This window comes from Lamprocystis purpurea DSM 4197 (assembly GCF_000379525.1).
GTDB lineage: Bacteria > Pseudomonadota > Gammaproteobacteria > Chromatiales > Chromatiaceae > Thiodictyon > Thiodictyon purpureum.
Genome location: NZ_KB902386.1, coordinates 1 through 22,939 on the forward strand (window position 1 = coordinate 1; position 22,939 = coordinate 22,939).

Here is a 22,939-nt window from a genome sequence, read left to right on the forward strand (position 1 = left end):
CCGCGAACAACTTCTGGTCATTCACGGTGTATTCGGGGCAGCACCGATCGATGCTTGAAACCGACCAGAAGCTTGCCGGCGTGGACAGCAATAACCCGGCGCTCAAACCGAATTCGGACGGTTCGTATACCGTGTGGTTCGGGCCCTCGCCGCAGAAGGGGCACGANGGCAACTGGATCCAGACCATGCCGGGCAAGAGCTACAACGTGCTCCTGCGCCTGTACGGCCCATTGCAGCCGTGGTTTGACAAGACTTGGAAGCCGGGCGATTTTGAACTGGTGCAGTAGGCGCCGGATCACCACGAGGCCCGCTAACCAAACGCCGCAGCGGACCGGGGCGGCGTCGCGCCACTCGTGATTCAGGTGCGAGCCGGATGCCGCCCCGGCCGCTGAGCGTCGGTCCGCTATCCCTGACCCGCAAGGTCCGAAACGGGTTCTAGCCGGCCTATCGGGAGCGTGACCGCCAGCGTCTGCAATGCGCGTCTAGGAGACGCTCGCAGGTCTCGGCCGGGTGGCCGGATTTGGCCGCTTGCTGACGGCCAGTCAACTTCTGATCGATGCCGATCGGCGTCCATTCCGAGCAGCCATCATCAGCGCCTCCCCGCCTTCCCGGACCGCAGCCGCCCTTTCGCGGCTGACACCGGCAGCGTGAAAGCAGACCGCTGCCCGCCGCTGACGGCAAAGCACACGACTCGCTCAATGGGTCCCCGCGGCCAGACCGGGGGCGGTCATCAGGATGTGCTGCCGGCCCCTCAGTGCAGCACCGCCTCCACGTCGTCGGCAGTGAGGATACGCTCGGACCAGGCGAGCAGGGTTTCGAGGTCCGCACTGCCGATCCGCTCGCGCACCGCCTCGCTTGGTGGGCCGAACTTGCGCTCGATCTGGCGTAGCAGGAGTGCGGCGCCGCCCTGCTGCTTGCCCCGCTCGACGCCCTGTTCAATGTAACGATCAAGAAAAGTTTGCATGGTGGTGTCTCCGACCGGGGTCTCACTCAACAGCGTCCGGACCTGCGCTTCGTCCAGACGGATGTTCGCCTGAACAGCGTACCGCAGGAAGGTGGACAGACTTTCGCCTGGGTCTGGTCGCCGATCTGGCGAATGGCGAATGATGCGCACGCTGCGGCAGCGGACGCTCGCGGCCTGGCCCGAACCTAGACGCTGGCCCGCAGATCAGCCAGCGTGATCATCAGGGTCATCGGCTCCAGCGGCGAGGGATCAAAGCCAAGGCGCTCGTAGAACGCCTTGGCGGAGGCGTCGAGAGCATGCACGATCAAGCCGCGAATGCCGATGGCGTCCGCGGCGTTCACGACCCGCCGGCCGGCGTCCTGCATGAGGGCTCGCCCCAGACCCGATCCCTGATGGGAACGCTCCACGGCCAGGCGAGCGAGCACAACCACCGGGATTGGATCGGGCATGTTCCGCCGCAGACGGCCGGCCGCCAATGCGCCAGCCACGGCACGCGATGCCAAGGCGTAATAGGCAACCACGCGCCCGGCCGCGCAGACGACGAAGGTCCGTGAGGCACCGCTCGTCTGGTTGCGTAGCGCACGCTGTCGTAGCCAGGTGTCGAGCATCGCGCTACCGCAAGAGAAGTCGGTGCAGTCGTGTCCTTCCGTCAGCGGCTCCGGTGCACCGATCGTCATTTCGCCCAAGGCGGCGGGGTCTGCATAACCGTCGCGTAATGACGTTGCCACCACTACCGCCGGCAGTGAACCGCGTGCACCAAATCCACAACGCGTCGGCGTCACCGCTCACGGGTGCGGTCACATCGACTGCGGCGCGTTGCGCGCTCACCTGGGGGCGGAGCAGGCCGATCCGCAGCGGATCAACGGCGCTTGGCGCAGTAACAGGCGCTGGGTCGCGTGACCCGCCACCGGAAGCCGCGGTGACCCGCGGCGATCCGTCCGACCCGGACACCCGACCGGTCTCCGCTCACTCGGCCAACCGCAACGAAATCCCTTTGTTCAGGATGATCTCGATGCCCCGCCCCGCGTCCACCTCCAACACCGGGAAGGTGTTCTCGGCCATCGTCATGTAGTAGTCGGCCAGCTTCTCCATCGCCCCACCCACACCGCCGGCGACCCCGGCCTGGGCCGACTGCGGGGTCAGCATGGATTGGAACTGCATCTGACTCCCGCCGGTGCTGATCGGGATGCTCGGCACCTGGGTAAAGACTTTCGAGAAGGACTGCAGGAACCCCGCCTGCATGGCGCGGGCGAGCATGGCGCCTTGCTTGGACACCAGTCGGCCGCGGACCCCGACCTTGCCGTCCTCACCCACCGCATAGCCATCGATGGGGACCTCGATCACGCCTCCATCGGTGCGCACGCAGGTCAGGGTCTCGGAGCGCAGATAGGCGCGCTCCGCCCCCAAGTCGCCGAAGCCGCCGACGATGACGAAGCACTCCTTCACGTCGGCGCGAAAACGGTTGGGGAGGATGGCCTCGTGCTTGATCCGCACCAGGGCGGGCGTGGGCTGGGAGCGCGCGCCCTGGCCGGTCGGGGCGTCCAGGCCGTTCAAGAGGACGCCGCGCAGGATGGTGCCCGCGGGAATGAACAGAGCATCCTTGGCCGCCTGTACGTTCGACCCCTTGCCGTCCTGCGCCTGTCCGGTGACGACCCGGATATCCAACGCGCGCCCGCCCACTGGCGGTGGCGCCGCCGGGGCCACGGTGGCTTTGACGGGCGGGCTGAACATCTGGTCCATCGGCCGCTCGCTGCGTGGGACCTCCACCGGGGCCACGAGCGCCGGGGGCGGGGGCTGCTTGGCGTCGAGCAGGCGACCCGGCGGCCGGGCGGCTTGCAACGCGGCCTGCTTCGCCGTCTCCACCTGCTGCTGGAGGGTCGCGATCTGGCGCTTGAGATCGTCCAGTTCGCCCTTGTCAGCCGGTTCCGCTGGGACGGCCGCGGCGGCGGGGCTATGGGCCGGCTCCGCCGCCTTCTCCCGTTTGTCCCTCTCGATCTGGTCCTGCACCTCGGTGACATGCTTCTCCATCCGCTCCAGCCGCGTGGCCAGCCCCTCAATCCCCAAGGACCTTGGGTCGGTATCGGTGAGGAGGTTGCGCACCAGCTTCTCTTGTGCCGTGGGGGCCGGGCGCGGCGGCGCGGTGGTCGCCACAGTGACCGCGGCGATCCCCAGCACCAAGGCACCGGCCGCGCCGAACGCCACCCAACGCTGGACACCGGGCGACAGCGCATCCCAATGTGCGCGCAGGTTCACTGCGGTTGACCGCTGACGGCGGCGCCAGCGCCCTGCTGGAGCACCAGAAAGACCTCAGTCTCCTGTCCGGGTCCCAGGGTCTTCAGCGGCCAAGCACCGACGGCCGCAACGCTATGCTGCGGCACGTCGCAGGAGGACTCAGTGATCGCGATGCTGTCCTGACCGCCATTGCGCACGCCGACCGTCAGCACGCTGGCGCTCGGCCCCTCGGTGAGTTGCGTCTTGTTGACCTTGAGATTCGCGGCACAGTGGGCCTTGAACGGGGCCTTAACGACCTGAAACCCGGGTGGCAGCCGCTGCTGGGCCATCGCCCGTAACAGGTCGGTGAGACCCTCCACATAGCTCGCGGCGCCGAACCCGTCCCCGCCCGCCACCGACTCGACACGAGCCGGCGAGGCGCCCGCCCCCGCCGCCGAGCCTGTACCTCCCTTGGGCCGATAGCCCGGCACGGTGACGCGAATCTCGCGCGGGGGAACATAGCGCGGGGCCAGGGTGAGGGATAGCGCGCTCTCGCCGCCCTGCCCATCGGTGATCCACAGGGCGATCGGCTCTTCGCCGGAAGTGGCCACATAGACCACACGGCCATCGACACTGGTGCTCGCACTGGAGACGGTATGCACGACCGGGTTGGCAAAGGGTGTCACGAGGCGGTTCAAATGCCCTATCGCGACCTCGACCAGCACCGTAGTGCCGGGTGTAACGGTCAGATTGCGCGGCCCCAGTTCCATCGCCACCGGCGGCGCCTCCGTCCGCAGGGCGACTCGTTGGAACCCGGCGGTCGCGGGCGCAAACTGGCTGCCCTGACCGCCGACCAGGCGAATCGTCGGCGGTCCCACTGGGACCGTGCCGCCGGTGCCGGTCACTGGTCGCGCTGGCGCGCCCGGCGTCTCTTGGAGCAAGGCGCACGACACGCCGGGTAATGCGACCCCCGGCTCAGGCTCGGCGGCGGCGCCAGCCGCCAGACAGGCGAGCAGGGCGGTGGTCGATCGCAGGGTGCGCGGACGGATCATGGCAAGGGGGTCCCCGTAGGCTTGGAGTCACTGGTGCGCGGCGGTCCCGGATAGACATCCAGATAGGTGATGACCGGGCGGTAGCTGTGGAAGCCGATCCGAATGGCGTAGGTGCGCTCGATGGCCACCGGCTGCGCGGCCGGACCGCTGGTGATGTGATTGCCGGTGACATAGAGCGTGTCAGTACCGGCATCGCGGCTGACGGAGCGGGGCTGGAAGGAGAGGCTGATCTTTTCGCGCTTGATCTCGCCGATCTGGCTGTCCAGGACGTGCAGCACGTCCTGACGTAGCGCCGGGGCGAGCAGCGGGTCCAAAGCCTTGGTCAGCACCTCAGCATTGAGGGGGGTGACATTGCCCAGGAGCTCGGCGACGAACAGCGCCCAGGCGTCCTTCACCTCCTGACTGGCTGCGTTGCGGGCGAGCGTCACTTGTCCGTCGAGCACCGGCGGCACCAGCACCACCGTACGGTCGGTCTGGTTCACCGTGACCGCGAGTGCAATGTTGACGACCACCAGCAACAGGATCACCACGCGGTTGAAGCGGTTCTCCCGGTGCGTCCCGTCCCAGGTAGCCAGCAGGTCATGCAGGTTCATGGCAGCCACCGGCGACAGAAGGGATTGGGTGTGGTGCGTCCGCGCATCGGAAACATGCCGATCCAGTACATCCAGTGCAGGGCGAAGCCATCGGCGCGGCTCTCCCGGAACTTGGAATAGAGCCGGACCAGGAGCACGCCCAAGAGCAGGAACAAGGGTAAGCGGTCGACGAGGATTCCGATGATCAGCATGAGCACCACCGGGACCAGATCATCCACGCGCCACAGCATGACCGTGGGTGGATCATCAACGTATTTCGGCATGTCGATTGGGTTCATGGCGCCCATGATCCCCGTGGTCACGGGCGCAGCGTGAGGGCTGAACGTGCGTGCTGACGGGGGGAATGCGGGAGGTCGACCGCTACAGGCGCTTTTGGGTGTTGGCCACGGCGAAGCCCAGGAGCCCGGCGATGACGGCACCGAAGAGCGGCACCCCCAGCGCCGGCAGCGCAAGCGGGGCAAACAGCAGCATGAAAGCGCCGATGACGAGCCACAGGATGATCCGGAGGGCGAGCGCATGCGCCAGCGGACTGGCATAGGCGAAGCTGTGCTGGCGGATGCGGCGGCGCACCCAGCCGTCGCCCCAGGCGGCGAGGAACAGGATCAGGAAGAAGGGCCACCAGGCGCACAGCATCGCCACCCGCTGGCAGGCCTGGGCGATGGCGATCCAAACCACTTCCAGACGCCCGGCGAGCCAGGGCCAGAAGGGGTTCTCGGCGAGCTTCACCATCCCTGCGCCCGGGGTGTGCGGGTCCGGGATCAGCAGGTGATAGCTCGCGCTGACCACCCCGGTGCGGATGAAGAGCGCGTCGAACCAGCCCGCCGCTTGGTTGAGGATCGCGTCCGCAGTTGACGGTCCCAGGGTCTGCACCAGCGAGAGGAGTTCCGCCGCACTCGCCTGGCGCGCCCAGTGCGTCGGCACCAAGGCGGCGAACAGGATGAACTCCATCAGGAACAGCAGCAGGCCCGAGGCGATGGTCCACAGCCAGATACCTTTGCCCTCGCCGCCCGCGTGGCTGTCATCAAGCATCGACGGCCCCCCGACGCGTGGTCGTCGCTACCGCACGCAGCTGTCCGCCCAGGATGCGCCGCTGTGCCTGCGTCAGGGCGAACGCGAGCGCGGCATGTTCCGCGGGCCGCAAGACCGCGGTCATCCCCGCGATGAACGCGGCGAAGCGCTCACGATCCGGCCAGTGGGCCTCTTTCGCCGCCCGATGGGTCGCGATGGCGCTGGTCACGATCCGACTCAGGCGCTCGCGCAGTTCGGGCTGCGTTGCATAGCAGCCGCCCAACCCCACGGCCAAACGTTCCAACAGGCCGCGACTGCCCGGCCAGTCGATCTCGACCTGCATCAGGTGGTCACGCTGGGAACGCTGCGTGAGGACGGCGCGCAGATGTTGCTTGCCGATGTTCGGCGTCCTCATGGAGCGGCCCCCGCCGCTGCAACCGGTGGCGCCGATTCGGTGGTCGCCACGAGATCCGGGGCTGACACGTGGTCGCCCGGGAGGCTGAGCCCGGTCGGGGCTTCTTGGACTGACAGCCGGGGCAGCGGCTCGAAAGGCGCCGTACCGACCGCCCCCCGCGGCGCCCCCAGGATCGGCAGGCGCCCCTTGGAGACCCGTCCCCCGGCCCAGCGGGCGACGTACTCGAAGTTTGGCAGTTGGCCCAAGAGCGCCGGGGGGAACAGTTCGACCTCTTCTTCGGTGATGCGCTCGCCGGTGTTGCCGGTGTAGAGCAGCGGGTTGGTGGAATCGCTCGTGCTGCCGTGGGCGCGCATGATGCTCGTGACCCGGGCCATGGGCAGGCTCTCGGCGACATACTTCTGGGTCTCGGCGTCGAGCACCCGCAGGGCCACGACATTGTTGATGTTGCCCAGCACCTGCCGGGCCTTGGCCTCGCTGCCGGTACGGGCGGAGAAGTCGGCGAAGGTCTGGGTGGCGATGGCCAGGCGCAGACCCGCGCCGCGGCCTTTGTTCAGCAGTTGGATGAAGGGGTCGTTGACGACTTCGGCCGCCTCGTCGATGAACACATTGACCGGATGTGGGCGCAGTTGGTGGTTGTACCGGCCGCCCGCCACCGCGGCCAGGTCGGCGATCAGCACGGAGCCGATCGCGCTCCCCACCATGGTGTCGGAGAGCGAGTCCAACCCGACATAGAGCACCTCGCGCGCTTCGATCACCTCGCTCATGGAGGTAAAGCGGCGCGCATCCGCAGGCGTCACCGCATCGGGACTGAGCAGCCCCCCCAGGTCCCCGGAGGTAAGCATGTTCAGGATCGGCATCAGACTCGCGATCATCTTGCTGAAGTGAACGGCCTCATGCTCGTACATGCCGGCCAACCCCTCGATCACCGTCGAGGGCGTCTCGGGCGCCACGCGCTCCCGGTAGTACCGCAGCAGCACCTTGACCCGGGCACTGCCATCCCGGGCGCGAGCCATTTGGGTGTCGGTTTCGGATACCCACTGGGGTCGGTGCTCGGCGAAGTAGCGCAGCAGGACGCGCTCGACCAGGGCGCCGGCGCCGCCTTCCAGGTAATGGCGCAACGTGACCAGGCTCGGGCGCTCGTTAACCGCGAGCAGGCCCTGCACTACATGGGAGAGCGCCATCTGGCCGAAGGCCTTGAAGGGATCGTTGCCGGTCTCAGAAGGGATTAGGGCGGCCACGCGGCTCGCCAGTTCCGTGGGCCGGTTGAAGCTGTGCAGCGGGTCGATGCGCACCGACTCGTCCGGGAAGGCCGGATGGAAATAGACGAAGCGCCGCGGAGCCCCAGCCAGAACACAGGCACGCTCGGCAGTGCGGCGCAGGTCCTGGTCGCCCTTGGGGTCGATGATGACGACCGCCTCACCCCGCAGGGCGGCCTGGGTGACCAGCAGGTCGAAGGCGCGCGTCTTGCCGGCGCCGGTCGTCCCGACGATCAGCAGGTGCCCCTCGATATGTTCCAAGGGCACGCACAGGTTCTGGTCCCGCCCGCCCAGTCCATGGATCCAGGTGGCCCCCATGCGCTGCGGATCGCGTGGGGCGAATCGCTCCGGTCCCTCGCGCATCAGGTCCAGGGCCAGTTGAGTGTGCTGGGCCGTCCAGTCATAGCCCTTGCCCATCCAGAGGTTCCCGGTCCACTGCGGCATCTGGTCGGCGAAGGCGGTCGGGGCGACGAATTCGAGCGAGTACCCGCGCAGAAACTCCTGGAGGCTGGCCAGGCGCAGGGTCCCCGGCAGCCAGATCAGGGCAAACCCCAGTGCTAGCGTCGCGACCCAGCGAAAGGCGGCACCATGCAGCGCCCACAGGTCCGCGGTCGACCAGGCAACCAATGCGACCGCGAGCCACATGGCCAGCGCCCGAGCCTCAAAGTTGGGGCGCCAGGGGTTGGCGTAGGGGTTAGCCATCAGGGGGCGATCTCGATCACCAAGCCACCCTCGTCGGTAATCCGACAACCGTTGCGGGTCATCAGGGCCAGGCGCAGAGACTTCACCTTGATCCCCGCGGCGGTGGCGGCAGCGGCCAGATCCGCCGCGGTGAGTGCGACGCTTCCCTCCCCTGCACCACCAGCGGCCCCCTGCCCGTGCTCGGCGCGCAGGCGGGCGAGCAGCGCGTCAGCCATAACACTCGGACTTGGCGCAGGGGTGTCGGTCGGGGTGGGACTGAGTGCGGCAGCGGTCGGCGCGGTGATGGATGCCGGGGCGGCCACCAGGACCGTTGGGGTCTGGGCTGGACGGGGCTCGGGTTGGGGCGCCAAGGTCACGGCGGGCGCTAGCAAGGTCGCGGCTGTGCCCGCAGTGACACAGCACGCCAGGACCTCGGGCGTGAGGAGTGCGGTGAAATAGCCGCTCGCCTCCGCCGTGAGCGACACGCCGCGGACACCGTCGATCGCATGAACCCGCACGTAGGGCTGCATGATATCGACCTTCAGCAGGCCGCCATCCCACAGAGCCGTCAGCTGCTCTTCGACGGCGGCACCGAAGCCTTCCAACCCCTGGGGCACCCGCACCCAGACGCGGCCGGCGGGGACGTAGAGCAGGTCGGCGGCAATCCGCTCGCCCTGACGAATGGCCTCAGCCAAGTTGAGCAAGAGACGACCGCCAGGGCCGCGCTGGGAATCTTGGAACCAGGTCCGGGCGAGCATGCCAGCGTGGGTCGCTGGGTCGGGCGTCAGGGCCTCGGCGCTCTTGGAGGTCCGCGGCCCGGCCGGTGGCCCAGACCGGGGTGCGCGCGGGCTTGGCCCTCCCGGGTCCAGGGGTTGAGCGTCCAGTATTGGGGGCTCGGTTGGCGGTTCGAGAGACGTACGCAAATCCCGATTCGCCGGGGCACTGGTGGGCGTCCCCGCCCCTTCGCGCTCCGCGGGAGACCTGGGTGGGCCAACGAGGTCGGCGTCCACCCCCGACAGCATCCAAGGTTCGGGCGCCACCGCCTCGCTCGCCGATGAGTCCCACTGCGCAGGATCATCCGCGTCAGCAAGGTCAGACGCATTCCCCCCGCGGCGCTCGGCATGGGCTCCATGCCCTGCGGTGGGTGGTCCCTGGGGCGGGACCTGACTTGGCACCATGGCACGCACCGTGGCGTCCCGGAACACGGCCGCAGCCTCTGGGACCGGACCGGACAGCACCAGGCCGGGCGAGGACAGCCGCAGCATGGTGAGCGTGACCGGTTTGCCCTCGCCCGCCAACAGGGCCGGGGCCAGCCGCCAGTAACGGCGCACGCCATCACCCTCGTTCGGCGCCACGGCCGAGCCGCGCTCGATCAGGATGTCGGCCAGGGTGTCGGGGTGGCGGGGAATGCCGGGGACGCGGTCGGCGGCCAGGAGCGTGGCGATCTCGTCGCCACCCTGCGGCCAGACCACATGCAGCCCCTCGGCGAACATCCACAGGCGCGCCCCCGGGGTGTTGATCCGCCAGGTACCATCGCGCACCAGCCGACACATCGCGTCGATCAGGTAGCGTTCGATCGGCACGCCGAGCGAATGGGCTTGCGGGTCGATCCGGTTGGTCTTCAGATCACGCTCCACACTCGCGCGATCGGCATTGGCCACCAACTGGGTCAGGGTCGCCGTCTCCTTTTGGCCGCCCACCGCATCGATCAGGGCGTTCATGATCGCCGCATCGTGACCGTAGAGCAGCGCGATGGTGTCAGGACCCAGAATCCGTTGGAGCATCATCATCCCCGCCAACTCGTGGCGGTTGTGCTGACGGTCACGCCAGTGCAGGTAGTAGCTGTCGATGCGGTTGCCTGCCGCCCACGCGGAGATCGTCTCCTGCATAGGCGACCAGGTGCAGGTCCCGTCGCGGTCAGTCACCGACAGATCACTCAGCGGCTTGCCAATGTCGTGGCACAGTCCGGCCAGCGTGGCGGCCAGCCGCCACAGCGGCTCATGGATGCGCCGAACCTTGGGCTCCCGGTCCATCGCGAACACCTTGCCGCCGCTCGCCTGCCCGGCCAGGAAGGCGACCTCCAGCCCATGATGCAGCAGTCCGCCGGCGCCGCGATGATGGTGCGACTCCGACGCCGGCAGCAGGTGTACATAGGCGGTGTAGCGGTTCACGACCGGGACCACCCAGGACTCGTATTGCTCGGGGGTGCAACCGACGGCATAGCGCAGCTTGAGGACCAGTTCTTTCTGGGTCTCGCGGACCTCCTCCGTCGCGTACAGGGGCAGCCCCTGCAAGAAGGGTGGATACCGGGGTATCTCGGGGCGCGGGGCCACGGGCGCAGGGACGGCGACCGGGGCGGGCGCGGGATGGACGTTCGATGTGCGACGGAACCAGTTCATGCCCCCATCATCCGCGCCGCCGCCGCGTGGGGTGAGGGCTCAAGATGCCTTTACCGGGGGGGTATGCGGGAGGTCACCAACCCCTGGGCACCCGCCAAGGCGCGGGGGTCGCTCAGTCCCAGGGCTCGGTCGCTGGCGTGTCGGCGCACAGGCTCGCATAGAAGTCCCGCTTCGCCCGCTCGGCCGCCCGCAACTGGGTCCTGACCTGGGCGATCTGCCGGGTGAGTGCGCGAATCCGCCCCAACGCCTCCTCGGCCTCCATGACCAGCGGCGTTTGCCAGGGCCGCGCCAGGTTCCGGAAGGCACTGCGCGGGTAGCGGTCCCCCGTGCCGCGCTGAATGTAGACCGTTTGGCAGCGCCGCCCAGCCGCCGTGGGGGCGGTGAAGCGGTAACGGACCCACTCGATCACGAAGGCCCCAGGCGTGGCTGCTGGGCTCTGTTGACGGCGCACCCGCACGCCGATCTTGCCCCAGGCGCTGCGGGGGATGTCCCGCCCGGCCTCCGCCTGCCGCGCTTCAAAGCGCATGACCGCGTCCTCGGCTTGCTGATAGAGCGTTGCCAGGTTCGCCACGACCCAGCGATCGACACCCGCCGCCGTGGCCGCGTCGTCATCCCAGCCTAACGCCCCACCCGCTTCGCTCGCGCGGCCAGCGTCGCTCGTCGTTGTTCCGCTCATGTGCTTAATACCCCCATTTCGCTCCACAGTCTTATCTTTTGGATTACGCCCCCACCGCTAATCACAGATAGGCGCATGGGTCCTCAGGCCCCGGCTATTCGACCGCAGGGACGGCATTGAATCACATGATCTGTGACAACGCAGTGCTGCACAATCACAGCAGCGCTTCTTTCTTTATTACAGAAACTTCCGCCGTTGCGCAAGCCACCGCGTAATCATCGCAATTGAGCGGCGCGTAATCACATCACACCCAGAGCAGGGTGTAGCCTGGGGTATGAACGATCACGTTGTCACAGCAACGCTTGGTGGCGGGCGATGACCACATAGCGACTCTATTCGTCCGATCACGAGGTTAAGGCGATGCATGGATTTACTCTAATCACATGGTCGCTGGCGGCGTCATCCTAATCACAGAGGCGCGACGGCGCAACACTCCTCGCGCGCTGGCTGCAACCTCCCGCATTCCCCCCCGCAAATCGCATGTTCAGCCCTCACGCCCGATCCCAACACCATGGCAAGCTTCCTTGCGCGTTCTCGACGTGCCGTCGACCTTTCAGCACGGCGTTTGCGTATTCGGGCCGGAATTGCCCCAGCACCAGCGCACGCGGTGGCGAGAGTCGACTTTCCGTCGACCTTGATGCCATTGTCTCTGTTCGGAGTCCTCATGCTGGTCGCTGCTGTCGATGTTGGCTATTCAAACCTGAAGATCGCCGTCGGGCACCCGGGGAGCGAGCCCCGCGTGATCGTGCGGCCGGCCGGGGCGGCGCCCTTAGACCGGCTGGGCGAGCGCATCGGCGAACGCCGGCCAAACGGAGGCGACGCGGCGCCCGTCCTGGTGGAGGTTCAGGGCCGACGGTGGGCTGCCGGTATCGAGCCCGGGCGCTTCTCGGGCTGGGCGCGCTCGCTGCATGAGGACTACGCGACGACCGACGCCTACCTGGCGCTGGTGAAGGCCGCCTTGGTACTGACCGGCGAGTGCGCCATCGAGACGGTCGTCACCGGGTTACCGGTCAGCCAGGCCAACGACCCGCGCCGGCGCGACGCCGTGCGCCGTCTGATCGTCGGTACCCACGACTGCGCCTCAGGTGCGATCGAGGTGGGCAACGTCCGGGTGCTCCCCCAGCCGGTAGGCGCCTACCTGGATCTGGTGTGGTCCGGGACCGACCGGACCTTACTCGACCGTATCGAGAGCGGCGCCGTGCTGGTCCTGGACGCCGGCTTTTACTCCTTCGACTGGGCGCTGATCGTGGGCGGGGAACTGCGCCGCGCCGCCTCGGGCACCAGCCTGGAGGCGATGTCGGTGCTGCTCGATCGGGCGGCCCGGCGCCTCGCCGACGAATACGGTGGTAAACCGGTCCCCCTCGGGCTCGAAGCGGCGGTGCGCGCGGGTCAGCCGACCTTCCGTCAGGCCGGTCACCTCGTGCACCTCGCGCCCGTCCTCACGCTGGTGGCTCGGGACGTGGCCTCGGTCGCCCTCGAAGCCTTGCGTCAGTCGTTGCGGCGCGAGGCAACGAACATTGATCTCGTGCTCCTGGCCGGCGGTGGCGGCGAACTCTACGGGGCAAGCGTCGGCGCCCTGTTCCCGGGGGCCTCGGTGGTGGTCTCGCGTACCCCGGTGGCCGCGAATGTCCGCGGGTTTTTCCGCCATGTCGCCTAAGTCCAGCCGGGGGATGCCGCCGCTGGGTGGTGGGTTCCGCTTCCAGGTGCAGGTCACTGCGGCCTGCCCGGAACTCCTGCACGACTTGCAGACTATCCCGTCGCGCTCCCGCCCGGAGCGCCTGCGCGCTCTGGCCATGATCGGTATCACGGTGCTGCGCGGCGGGATCGGCGCCGTCGGCCCGCCGGTGCAGGCGCCGCACCCAGAATTACCCGCCGATGAGCGCTTGCAGCAGCAGCGACTGCGACTCTTGAGTGCCATTGGCGGGGATGCAGACTAGCGATCAGGGTCCGCTACCGCCGCCGTTGGTTGACCTGATTATATCTGATAGATATACAATGCAAACAAAAAATCATGTTAGGGTAACGCGCGATATCGCGCTTCGCGTGCTGTTCTGGGTGGCGACGACCCTGGCCGGCCCGGCGGCGGCCATCGGTGCCGCGCCCCCACCGATCGCGTTCGCCGGGACCGCATGGGACCAGGCCGCGCGCGCCCAGGGGGTCGAGCCCGCACTGCTCTATGCCCTGGCACTCGCCCGTACCGGGACCAGCGCGGGGGGTGGGTCGGCCGCCCCGTGGCCGTGGACCCTGGTGGTCCAGGGCCGACCACACCACTACCCGAGCCGCGCGGACGCCGCCGCGGCGCTCGCGCAGCTCAGTCACGATCAACGCAACACACTGGAACTTGGACTGATGGCAATCGACTTGCACCGCTGGCGTCACCGACTCGACACGCCCGATCCGGCAGACCTGCTGGAACCCGCCACCAATCTGCGCCTGGGGGCCGCGATCCTGGCCGACAGCCTGCGCGCGACACCGGGCGACCGGGCACTCGCCGTGGGTCATGTCGCCTACCCCGCCGATGCCGGCGCGGCCCGGACCTTCGGCCGGCGCGTCCTCACCATTGCGACCGCGTTGGGCATGGCAGAGCAAGCGGACGCCGACGCGCGACGTCCGTCCGGGGCGAAGCGCAGCCCCGGCGAGACGCTCGTCCGGCGGCTAATCGAGGCGGCGGCCCGCCGCCATGGTCTCGACCCGGCGTTCGCCTTGGCGGTCGCACACACCGAGAGCCGCTTCAACCAAGCCGCCCGCAGTCCCAAGGGGGCCCGTGGTGTCATGCAGTTGATGCCCGGGACGGCGGCGCGCTATCAGGCCAATGCGGGGGAACTGACGGAGAACATCGACGCCGGGGTGCGCTATCTGCGGGACCTGGCGGAGCGCTTCGGCGGCGATCCGGCGCTGGTCGCCGCCGCCTATAACGCAGGGGAACACGCCGTGATCCGGCATCGGCACCAGGTCCCACCTTATCGGGAGACCCAGGCGTATGTCCCACGGGTCCTGGCGGCACGGGAGGCGTACGCATGCACGATAAGCCAGTGAGCTCACGGTTGGCCGACGCACCTGGATTCTCCTGCGATTTGCTGGCGCCACAGGGCTCAGCCCAGATCCAGGTCCCGGCGGCGATCCCGAGCCACGCCGAGGTGATCCGACGCCTCAATACCACCTACCTGATGGCCGCCCGGGAAGCGGCCCAGCACAGCATCCCCTACACCGTCGCCGCCTTCGGCGTACCGCAGACCTTCGCCGACTGGCTGGCCACCGCTGGGGTCGATGAGATCGTGGACCTCGCCGCCATGCCGGTCTGCGTCTTCGCGCTGCGGTTGCCGACGCGGGCGATCGAGCGGGCCCACCGCGGGCGTCTGCTCTCACCGGCCGCGGGCGTGCCCCCGCTCCTGGCACTCCATACCGCGTTGGCCGGGCGGCGGTCGGTAGATCAATGACCGCAGTGCACCAGCATCAACAGATGGCACTGGCCGTCGCCCTGGTCCAACACCGGGCCAAGATCTCCATCATTCATGCCGGCACCGGCGTGGCGCGCCCCTTGTTGCGCAGTCTCTACCATGAGCTGCATGGCGAGGCCCCGCGCGGCGGCCCCCTGGCCACGTCGCTGGCCGGCATCCTCAAGACCCGCACCCAGCACGCCAGCGCCTCGCTGTTCGCCGCGCTGTACACCGACTTAGGAGCGGGGGCGCGGTATGACGCAGTGGATTGGCAGGCGCTCGTCCATGCCTACGCGATGTATCGCGCGCTCTCCCCGCGGGGCAGCGAGCCGCTCGACATCAACCAGGCGTGGGCCGTCGCCATCGACTTCAAGGTCGGTCGCGTCACCCTGGCGCACTGCGAGGCCTGTCAGGTGCCCTATCTGGTGGTCGCGCACGCGGTCTTCGGCCCCACCTGTCCGCTGTGCGCCCTCTATGCACGCGCCGGGTAAGCGCACGGGGGCGCTGGTCGCGCTCGGCCTGCTGGTCGCCGGGCCGGGGCCGGCCAGTCCGGCGAACTTCTATGGCGACAAGGCGCAGGGATGGTTTTGGTACCAATACAGCCCTCCTCCTCTGCCACCAACGAGCGAACCAGCGCCGGAACCCCCACCGCCGTCGGTACCGGCACCCGCGGCACCGGAGCCCCCGGCCGCTCCGGCTGAACCCCCGGCCCTGTCCGCGAAGTGGTTCCGGGAGCACCTGGAGCACTACCGGGATCTGGCCATCGACCACCCCACGCCGCAGAACGTCGCGGTGTACTACTACCTGCAGCGGGTCACCCTGGACAAGTCGTCCACCTTCGCCAAGGTGGCCGAGCGCGTGGTCCAGGGCGATCCCTCGCTGGACGAGATCACCCACCGGCCTACTGCGACCTTCGGTGCCAACCTGGCCAACCAGCAGGCCAGCGTCGGGCGGGATGCGGTACTGGAGCGCCTCGCGCGCACGGTCTCGGTCTGGTTCTTCTTTCGTTCGGACTGCCCCTATTGCGAGGCACAGGCCCCGCTGCTGGACATCCTCAGCACGCGGTATGGCTTTGACGTCCTGCCCATCTCGCTGGATGGAAAACCGCTACCGAGCGGACTGTTCCCGACCTTCCAACGTGACGCGGGTCAAGGCCAGGCGCTTGGGGTCAGGTCCACGCCAGCCGTGTTTCTGGTGCGCCCCGAACTACCCGCCTTCGCACCTGTCGCCCAGGGACTGCTGTCGCTGGCCCAGTTGCAGGAACGCTTCGTCCTGGCCGCGGTGACCGCGGGCTGGATCTCCGAAGCCGAGGTCGCGAAAACGCTGCCCGTGGTCACCCATCCCCTGAACGACCCCACCACCTTCTCGGGCGATTTGCCGGACGACCCCGAGGCCCTCCTTGCCCGATTGAGAGCGCTTGTCAATGAGAAGTCTGAGTAGGTTCCTGTCCACCGCGTCCCTCCTCGTGCTGCTCCCCGGCGGCGCCGTCAGCGCCGGCAACGGCATTCGTTACCAGTCCGAACAGCTCTTCAACACCATGGTCAATGTCACCAGCCCCACGGCGCATCTGGGCCAGCGCCGCGGGGTACTCGACGGCGGCACGCTACAGGCGCGCAACCGTATTGCGTCTGAAGCGTTGTGGCACATTACCCCACCGTCCTTTGAGGCCGGCTGCGGTGGGATCGATATGTACGCGGGCAGCTTCAGCTTTATCTCCGCGGAGCAGTTCCAAAATCTGCTGCGCTCGATCGCCTCGAATGCGACCGGATACGCCTTCCAGTTGGCGATGGGGGCGATGTGCCCGAGTTGTCTTGAGCAGCTCACCGATCTGCAGAAGAAGTTGATGGCGCTCAATCAGGGCTTCGCCGACTCCTGTCAGCTTGCCCAAGGGCTGGTGAACGATGCCGCCTCGGCCTTCAACGGCAGCCTGACCAGCAAGACCTCCCAGACCCTCTCGGCGCTGGGTGTCGGGGATATCTTCGAGACCCGCACCACCACCACCGGCCAGAACCCGACGACGCAGGCGACCCGCACCATGACCGACCAGCAGCGTGCGGACGCCGACCTGCAGGGCAACATCGTGTGGCAGGCGCTCAAACGCGGCAACGTCGGGGCGCGCTTCAGCGGCGGCGACGATGAACTGCTCGAAGCCATCATGAGCGTCACCGGCAGCCTCATCGTCGGGCGTGCCGCGCGGGCGCCGGACAACCGCGGCGATAGCCCCGAGATCACCCCGCTGGCGAAGGTTCTGTCCGTACGCGATCTACTGTGGGGGCCCGGCGCACAGGAAGCCGATCCAGCGCGGCGGGTGACCCAGGCGGTGAGTCTCTGGGCTTGCGACGACCGCGCGGCCGACAGCTGCCTCGCCCCGACGATCCGCAACGAGACGGGCCTGGTGGGGCTGGCGCAGCAGACCAAGCGGATGTTCCTGGGGACCCCGGGCGGCGCGGTGGGGCTCATCGAGAAATTCCGCTGGCGCGGGGCCGAGCCGTCGGCGGCCGAGAAGGCGTTCATGGAGTTGGCACCGGCCGGGGTCGCAGCGCTGCTGCGCGATCTGGCCCGCCACGACACCGGCCTCGCCCGTGAACTGGCCGAGCACGCCGCCCCGGTGATCGCGCTCGAAATGGTCAAGCTCCTGATCGACGATCTGCTGCGGCAGGCCGGCGGCGTGGTCGCCCTGCACCAGAGTCCGTATGCCGCCAAGGCGATGGAGCAACTGCGCACCGCCAAAGCGGAGGTGGCGCAGGAGTACACCGAGCTGACCCAGCGACACGGGAACTTGCAGGACATCCTGGCCTACTACCACAACCTATCGACGGTGATCCGACCACAGCGGGCCGGCGCCAATGACGCGGGCGGGGGTTGAATCATGGTCTGGGATATCTATTCGATCGGCGATGGGGCCTTTCTGACCGCGGTGCTCAATGCGGTGGCCATGCTGTCGGGCTCCGGCGATATGCGCCAACTCGCCGGCATCGGGTTTGCCGTTGGTGTCATTCTGACCGTGGTACAGAGCGCCATCCAGGCGCGGCCACCGCAGTTCCAGCAGATGCTCATCGCCTGGGTCGTCTACTCGGCGATGTTCGGCCCCACGGTGAAGGTGTCGGTGGAGGACCTCTACTCGGGGGCGGTCCGCGTCGTCGACCAGGTGCCGATCGGACCGGCGGCCATTGGCTCGTTGCTGTCCAACGTGGGCTATGGGGTGACGCGGCTCTTCGAGCAGGCGTTCGCGACCCCGGCGATGACGACCTACGGGTTCGCCTCCCCGCTGCATCTGCTACAAGGCGTACGCAAGGGGACCCTCTCGCTGACCGCGTTGGGGGCGGCCAACAGCCCGACGCCGGGGGCGGACATGCACTTGAGTTTCGTTAACTTCCTGAACGAGTGCATCCTCTACGACGTCGACACGCGCAATCGCACCCTGGCCGATGTGGTGCACAGCGCGAGCTGGCAGCAGGTGATCGCCACGTCGTCCAAGATGTGGACGACCCAGCTCTGGCTGGGTGGCGATCCGGTGACCAAGCCCTGCAACGAGGCCGCAGCCGATCTCTCGGCCTACACCATCGCCCACTTTGAGCCGGCGTTGCGCCAGTCGCTGGCCACCAAACTGGAAATCACCAATCCGGACGCGGTGCCCGGGGCGATCCGCTCCGCGCTGGACGCGGTGGCCGGGGAAGGGGTCGATGCCCAGAACTACATGGTGATGGCGGTGCTGGCCGCCACCTTACCGCAGGCCGATGCGCAATCCTGGCGCGAGATCCAACACTTCAACGATGCGATCATGATCGAGCAGGCGGAGACCCAGCGGAACACCCAGTGGGCGGCCGAGGAGACGCTGTTCGTGAAGATCGTGCGGCCGATGATGACCTTCTTCGAGGCCTTCCTGTTCGCCGTGTCCCCGCTGCTGGTGTTCGCCATCGGATTGGGTCCGGTCGGCTTGCGGATGATCGGCAAGTATCTGCTGTTCGGGCTGTGGATTCAGCTCTGGCAGCCGATCCTGGCGATCATCAACCTATACATCTTGATGTCCATCCAGGGCAAGATGGACGCCATCCAGGCGGTCGGCCTGGGCAATCTGCCGCTGCCCTCGATCGCGGCCCTCTGGAAGCTCGATTTCCTACTGTCGGACTACCTGGGCATCGGGGGGATGCTCGCCGCGAGCACGCCGGCAATCAGCTTGATGTTGATCTATGGGTCGGCGATCACGGCGACGCATCTGGCGGGACGCCTCCAAGGCGGCGACCATATCAACGAGAAGATTGCCGCGCCGGACGTGGTGAATCCGGCGGCCGCCTTGTCGATGCAACCGCTGCAGGATCACGGACCGATCCGGGGGACCGCGGCGCCAGGGGCTGAGCAGGTCACCTGGACGGCGCATGTTGGGCAGGACACGCAACGGGAGTTACGCTCCAGTCAGCAGCAGGCGCAGCGGGCAAGCGTGGGGTTCGCCTCGGCCCTCGGCAGTGCGGCGAGTACCACGGCGTCACGCAGTGGCCAGAGCTTCGACGCCCATGCAGAGACCTGGATGAAGGAGGCCACCACGAGCCAGACGGATCAGGTGTTGCGGCAACAAGCCGAGGGCTTGACGCAGCAATACAGCGCGAGTGGGCTATCCACCAATCAGATGGTAGCGGTCCTCGCTGGCGGGCTCGCTGGTAGCGGCGGGGCCGGTGCAAAGGCAGACATCGAAACCAAATTGCGGACGCAATACGGCGTCCAAAGCGACCTGTCCGACCGGATGGCGGCCGACATCGCGCAAAAAGTGACTTCGAATGAAGGGCTTGAAGCCCGTGTCGCCGAGGGACTCAAGGTCGATTCGTCGAACGGTGATCGTAACGTCTTTACGTCAGGATTGAGCACCGATGAATCGTCGCGACTCACCCGGTCTGCAGACGACGTGGTATCGGCCTCGCGTAGCCTGGATCGCGCCGAGTCGCTGACCGACCGGTTTGGCATGCTCGGGTCCTATGGTGCCGTGTCGACCGGCGCCGCGCTCGCCTTACCGACGAATCATGCCTTAGCCGAACGCATGGAGCAGAAGATCGCGCGCTACGGTCTGGAGGGCGACGTTCAGCGCGAGACCAACCTCCTGATGGCCGGCGGTGTCACCGCGGACCGCGCGCAGGCACGGGCCATGGCCGGGATGGGGCTCCTCTTGGGTTACACCGACGGCGAGCGGCCCCGAACCATGGCCGCAGACGAACAATCAGCCGCCAAGGAAGATGGCATGGACATCCTGGGTAACCTCTTCCGTTTCCAGGCACCGGCCGGCATCAACGCGCATGCCAACGCCGACCTGCAACGCGCGGTCCCGGCCTTTGGCAACACCCGGACGGCGGTCGAGGGGGCTCAGTTACGCGATGTTCGTCAAGACACGCCCACGTTGCAGGATCAGCTCGATGCGCATGGCCGCGGCGTTGCAGATGCCTGGGATCCCGGTGCCGTCGATCGGTTCGGAGCGGGGGCACAGCAAGCGGTGTCAGGCTTCCGGTCCGACGGGCAAACTGCGCTCCGGGCTGGAAAGCAAGATCAGTTAGGCGCGATCATCGATCAGCACGCAGGGTTGCCTCGCCCTGCGGCGCAGATTGCCCATCATGCGGCCGGTGGACTGCTCGTTCAGATGGCGGAGTCCGGTGCGCTGGCCCGAACCGGTGTCGCCGGCGTCGCGCACGAGGTGATTGCGGTGACGAAAGCGTTCGGACAAACCTTGCTCGATGGTGGTGATTTCAAGGAGGCGGTCGTCGCCGGTCGCACCGCGGCGGGCAGCGAGCAGGGCTGGAGCGGAGCGCGCAAGGCGATGATCGAGGCGCGGATGCAGCAGGTTGCAGGGTTCGGACTCACGGATACCCAGCAGCAGCTGTTTCGCGCGGCTACCGACTCGATGCTCGCTGAACTGCCCAGCCAGGCCCAACAAGCTGCCCGCCAGGCGGTAATCAATGAAGCGGGTCCCACGCATGGGACGCAGATGGCCGACTTGATCGAGCGTGCGGCAGGCAGTCGGGATGACACTGATCTACGACTGATTGGAAGCTACAACACCCAAACGGCGGAAAAAAAAAGCCCTGACCATGGATTAAACGGCGCCCCCAGCGGGGGCGCCGATCGTCCGCTGCTGGCACCCGCGCACCTGAGAGATCATTTTGGCGCCGTTGAGCGGGACTATGGATTGCCCACCGGCTTGTTGACGGCGATCGCTTCGGTCGAGAGCCAATTCAACCCGAAAGCGGTTTCTCCAGTCGGCGCGCAAGGCATGTTCCAGCTCATGCCGAAGACGGCAACAACGCTCGGCGTTGCAAACCCATTCGACCCCGTGGAAGCCGCGGAAGGGGCGGCGCAACACCTCGCGCGGGATTATCGGACGTTCGGCAACTGGAACCACGCCGTCATGGCCTACAACGCGGGGCCGCGCCGTATCGAAGAGTATTTGGTAGGTCGCGGCAAGCCGCTCAAACAGGAGACGTTGGAGTATCTCCCGAAAGTGTCCGCCGCCTTCCGGCACGTCGGCCGGGCACCATAAGCGATGGACTGCGGAGACCGAACAGAATGACCTGTCACACCTCACCCAGGAGAACGAATTGAACCTACGCGCTTTACGTACTGTCCCTCGGCGGGCCTGGCGGACGCTCGCGATCACGATACTGATCGTGGTTGCGTTCGCATTGGACCGCAACCTGGGAGCGGCTTTTTCACTCGGTGTTTTCCTGTACGCACTGGTGACTCAAAGCGTCCAGGGCAACCGCGCGCATCAGTGCGACGAAGAACCGCCGGCAACAAATCCAAGCAGTGGTCTCAGCATGACGGGAGCAACAGATGCGGGAGGCTTTTTCTACGGAGAGGATACGTTTGAACGCCACCACTTGGACTAACCCGTGGTCTACGCGTGGCGCCCATGGAGCGAGGCCAGCAGGGTCCCCCACGAGCAGCGACCCGCCGGGGTCAGACAGATGTCAAAACGGTAACGCGTAGTGTGACCGAAGCGTAGCGCACCTCGTAGAATCTGTCCGGGTACTGCCGCCGGACGGACTCGGCCAGCGCGACCGCCGCTTGTGCCCCGGCGCTCCGCTCCGGGGGCGGCTACGTGCCCTCTCCCTACATCTACCGGTAGCCGACCGCCTATCCTGTCGGTCGAAGACGCGATCCGCGGTCTGGACCTCCATTCCGCTCGGCTTGAATTTGGACGCCCCTTTCAGCCTTGAGCACGGCGATTTCATCACCCAACTGTTGAATGAGTTCGGCCTGGCGAAGAGTTCTCTTGGAGCAAGCATTCGACCAGCGGCAGCAAATGTCAGACCAGCGGACTAGGTTTTGCTTCAGATTCCCTCGCCTGGATCAAATTCACCAGAGCGGTTCACATCATGAAGAAAATGTAATGAAATGTGCCAGGGGAATAATGTTAATCGGCCAACCATGCCCTTACCTACGCTATTCGCGATCACTGGAGAGGTCTCGCACCGCGGGACGTGTCAACTGATCCGAGAGCAAATACAGGTCCGCGACCTGGCCGTGCGCTGATCATTTTCATTCAAAGCCGCTTACGCGTATCGTCGCGCATGGCGACGTTCTCGTTGCTGCGTTCGGCCTGGACAACCACATCGTCAGCAACAGTGCGCCGGATAAAACGCTAGCAGTCTCCGTTTAGTTTATAGGAAGAAGCGGAGTATAGCGATCTTTCGATTAGGCGCTTTGCTCTGCAGGAAGCATGCACCCATGAATCAGCGACTCCTGATGTCAGGTGCATACGCACCCGTGTGACGAGTGTCTGGTTCGTTCTTGTTACCCCTGAAATAAACCGCATCTAATGAGAAAAGCAAAACAAGATCAATCAATTATTTTAAGCAAGTGGCAAGAGATCCCTGTCGCCTCAGACACGTTGCTGCGCGCCCTTCGAGACGACGGCTATGAACCCGGGTACGGGCGCGGAGCCGAGGCGGGGACACAGTTTGCTGCGTCGCTTCGCTTCAGAAGAACCGCCGGGCAAATCATCGTCCCCAACGAACTCGCGCGGATCATCGAGCGCACCATGATCCGATGGGAAGCCGCCGGAGGACACGAAATGACTATTAAGCCCCTCACGGAGCGAACCACCGGATTCGAGACGGTACGCGGGGAGATGTGCGGATTCTCCGCAGGGCTGATGGACGCGTTGTAACGCCACCTCGCGGGCCGGGGACACGCGCCCGGCCCGCTCCACCCGCACGGTCCAGGCATCCCCGCACATGCCGTCGTCACAGCCAAGCCATCTTGCCC

Annotated in this window: 22 protein-coding genes; 11 read left to right on the top strand and 11 right to left on the bottom strand. The window is 66.9% G+C overall.

The features are described 5' to 3' along the window. Window positions 1-50: 50 nt before the first annotated feature. Window positions 51-287: a DUF1214 domain-containing protein gene (locus tag A39O_RS31965; protein WP_083924521.1), complete on the top strand. Its 237-nt coding sequence runs from the start codon at window positions 51-53 to the stop codon at window positions 285-287. A 464-nt stretch (window positions 288-751) separates the two neighbouring features. Here the strand turns inward: A39O_RS31965 and A39O_RS40305 are convergent, their stop codons facing one another. The 11 genes from A39O_RS40305 to mobI all read right to left on the bottom strand — a co-directional run bounded on the left by A39O_RS40305 (window position 752) and on the right by mobI (window position 11,255). Then, the gene (locus A39O_RS40305) at window positions 752-964 is read right to left on the bottom strand and encodes a DUF4351 domain-containing protein (RefSeq protein WP_040527137.1); all 213 of its coding nucleotides are present in this window, start codon (window positions 962-964) and stop codon (window positions 752-754) included. A gap of 185 nt (window positions 965-1,149) precedes the next feature. Continuing rightward, the gene (locus A39O_RS0104475; RefSeq protein ID WP_211211535.1) at window positions 1,150-1,692 is read right to left on the bottom strand and encodes a GNAT family N-acetyltransferase; all 543 of its coding nucleotides are present in this window, start codon (window positions 1,690-1,692) and stop codon (window positions 1,150-1,152) included. A gap of 238 nt (window positions 1,693-1,930) precedes the next feature. Beyond that, window positions 1,931-3,217, bottom strand: coding sequence for a TraB/VirB10 family protein (locus A39O_RS0104480; RefSeq protein ID WP_020503506.1), 1,287 nt, complete (start codon window positions 3,215-3,217; stop codon window positions 1,931-1,933). Next, on the bottom strand, window positions 3,214-4,227 hold the full coding sequence (locus tag A39O_RS0104485) for a TraK domain-containing protein (protein ID WP_020503507.1): 1,014 nt from the start codon (window positions 4,225-4,227) through the stop codon (window positions 3,214-3,216). Before A39O_RS0104485 ends, A39O_RS0104480 begins: the two co-directional genes overlap by 4 nt. Then, window positions 4,224-4,820: a TraE/TraK family type IV conjugative transfer system protein gene (locus tag A39O_RS0104490; RefSeq protein WP_020503508.1), complete on the bottom strand. Its 597-nt coding sequence runs from the start codon at window positions 4,818-4,820 to the stop codon at window positions 4,224-4,226. The genes A39O_RS0104485 and A39O_RS0104490 overlap by 4 nt, the downstream gene beginning before the upstream one ends. After that, entirely contained in the window at window positions 4,817-5,098 is a 282-nt protein-coding gene (traL, locus tag A39O_RS0104495) for a type IV conjugative transfer system protein TraL (protein ID WP_026199164.1), read from the bottom strand. The genes A39O_RS0104490 and traL overlap by 4 nt, the downstream gene beginning before the upstream one ends. An 82-nt stretch (window positions 5,099-5,180) precedes the next feature. Continuing rightward, entirely contained in the window at window positions 5,181-5,849 is a 669-nt protein-coding gene (locus A39O_RS0104500) for a DUF4400 domain-containing protein (protein WP_020503510.1), read from the bottom strand. Next, window positions 5,842-6,243, bottom strand: coding sequence for a hypothetical protein (locus tag A39O_RS0104505; RefSeq protein WP_020503511.1), 402 nt, complete (start codon window positions 6,241-6,243; stop codon window positions 5,842-5,844). The genes A39O_RS0104500 and A39O_RS0104505 overlap by 8 nt, the downstream gene beginning before the upstream one ends. Next, a complete protein-coding gene (gene traD, locus A39O_RS0104510; protein WP_020503512.1) occupies window positions 6,240-8,201 on the bottom strand; it encodes a conjugative transfer system coupling protein TraD in 1,962 nt (653 codons plus the stop codon). The genes A39O_RS0104505 and traD overlap by 4 nt, the downstream gene beginning before the upstream one ends. Beyond that, window positions 8,201-10,579: a MobH family relaxase gene (gene mobH, locus A39O_RS36185; RefSeq protein ID WP_020503513.1), complete on the bottom strand. Its 2,379-nt coding sequence runs from the start codon at window positions 10,577-10,579 to the stop codon at window positions 8,201-8,203. Before mobH ends, traD begins: the two co-directional genes overlap by 1 nt. 112 nt (window positions 10,580-10,691) lie before the next feature. After that, a complete protein-coding gene (gene mobI / locus A39O_RS0104520) occupies window positions 10,692-11,255 on the bottom strand; it encodes a conjugative transfer protein MobI(A/C) (RefSeq protein WP_020503514.1) in 564 nt (187 codons plus the stop codon). Between the two features lie 664 nt (window positions 11,256-11,919). Between mobI and A39O_RS0104525 the strand changes: the two genes are divergently transcribed. The 10 genes from A39O_RS0104525 (at window position 11,920) to A39O_RS0104565 (ending at window position 22,841) form a co-directional block, all read left to right on the top strand. Then, complete coding sequence (locus A39O_RS0104525; protein WP_020503515.1) at window positions 11,920-12,912, top strand: ParM/StbA family protein; 993 nt, start codon at window positions 11,920-11,922, stop codon at window positions 12,910-12,912. Continuing rightward, window positions 12,902-13,192, top strand: a complete 291-nt coding sequence (locus A39O_RS0104530) for a hypothetical protein (protein ID WP_157639622.1) — start codon at window positions 12,902-12,904, stop codon at window positions 13,190-13,192. Before A39O_RS0104525 ends, A39O_RS0104530 begins: the two co-directional genes overlap by 11 nt. A 58-nt stretch (window positions 13,193-13,250) precedes the next feature. Next, on the top strand, window positions 13,251-14,291 hold the full coding sequence (locus tag A39O_RS36190; protein ID WP_211211536.1) for a lytic transglycosylase domain-containing protein: 1,041 nt from the start codon (window positions 13,251-13,253) through the stop codon (window positions 14,289-14,291). Then, complete coding sequence (locus A39O_RS0104540) at window positions 14,273-14,692, top strand: hypothetical protein (RefSeq protein ID WP_157639624.1); 420 nt, start codon at window positions 14,273-14,275, stop codon at window positions 14,690-14,692. Before A39O_RS36190 ends, A39O_RS0104540 begins: the two co-directional genes overlap by 19 nt. After that, window positions 14,689-15,183, top strand: a complete 495-nt coding sequence (locus A39O_RS0104545; RefSeq protein ID WP_020503519.1) for a FlhC family transcriptional regulator — start codon at window positions 14,689-14,691, stop codon at window positions 15,181-15,183. The genes A39O_RS0104540 and A39O_RS0104545 overlap by 4 nt, the downstream gene beginning before the upstream one ends. After that, window positions 15,167-16,132, top strand: coding sequence for a conjugal transfer protein TraF (gene traF, locus A39O_RS0104550; protein ID WP_020503520.1), 966 nt, complete (start codon window positions 15,167-15,169; stop codon window positions 16,130-16,132). The genes A39O_RS0104545 and traF overlap by 17 nt, the downstream gene beginning before the upstream one ends. Next, a complete protein-coding gene (locus A39O_RS0104555; RefSeq protein WP_026199166.1) occupies window positions 16,116-17,558 on the top strand; it encodes a conjugal transfer protein TraH in 1,443 nt (480 codons plus the stop codon). Before traF ends, A39O_RS0104555 begins: the two co-directional genes overlap by 17 nt. 3 nt (window positions 17,559-17,561) lie before the next feature. After that, window positions 17,562-21,209 carry a conjugal transfer protein TraG N-terminal domain-containing protein gene (locus A39O_RS0104560; RefSeq protein WP_020503522.1) on the top strand — a complete coding sequence of 1,216 codons (3,648 nt, stop codon included), beginning with the start codon at window positions 17,562-17,564 and terminating at the stop codon, window positions 21,207-21,209. A gap of 58 nt (window positions 21,210-21,267) precedes the next feature. Further along, window positions 21,268-21,558: a hypothetical protein gene (locus A39O_RS40310; RefSeq protein WP_157639626.1), complete on the top strand. Its 291-nt coding sequence runs from the start codon at window positions 21,268-21,270 to the stop codon at window positions 21,556-21,558. Window positions 21,559-22,490: 932 nt separating this feature from the next. Then, window positions 22,491-22,841, top strand: a complete 351-nt coding sequence (locus A39O_RS0104565) for a hypothetical protein (protein ID WP_020503523.1) — start codon at window positions 22,491-22,493, stop codon at window positions 22,839-22,841. The last annotated feature ends 98 nt before the right edge of the window (window positions 22,842-22,939 follow it).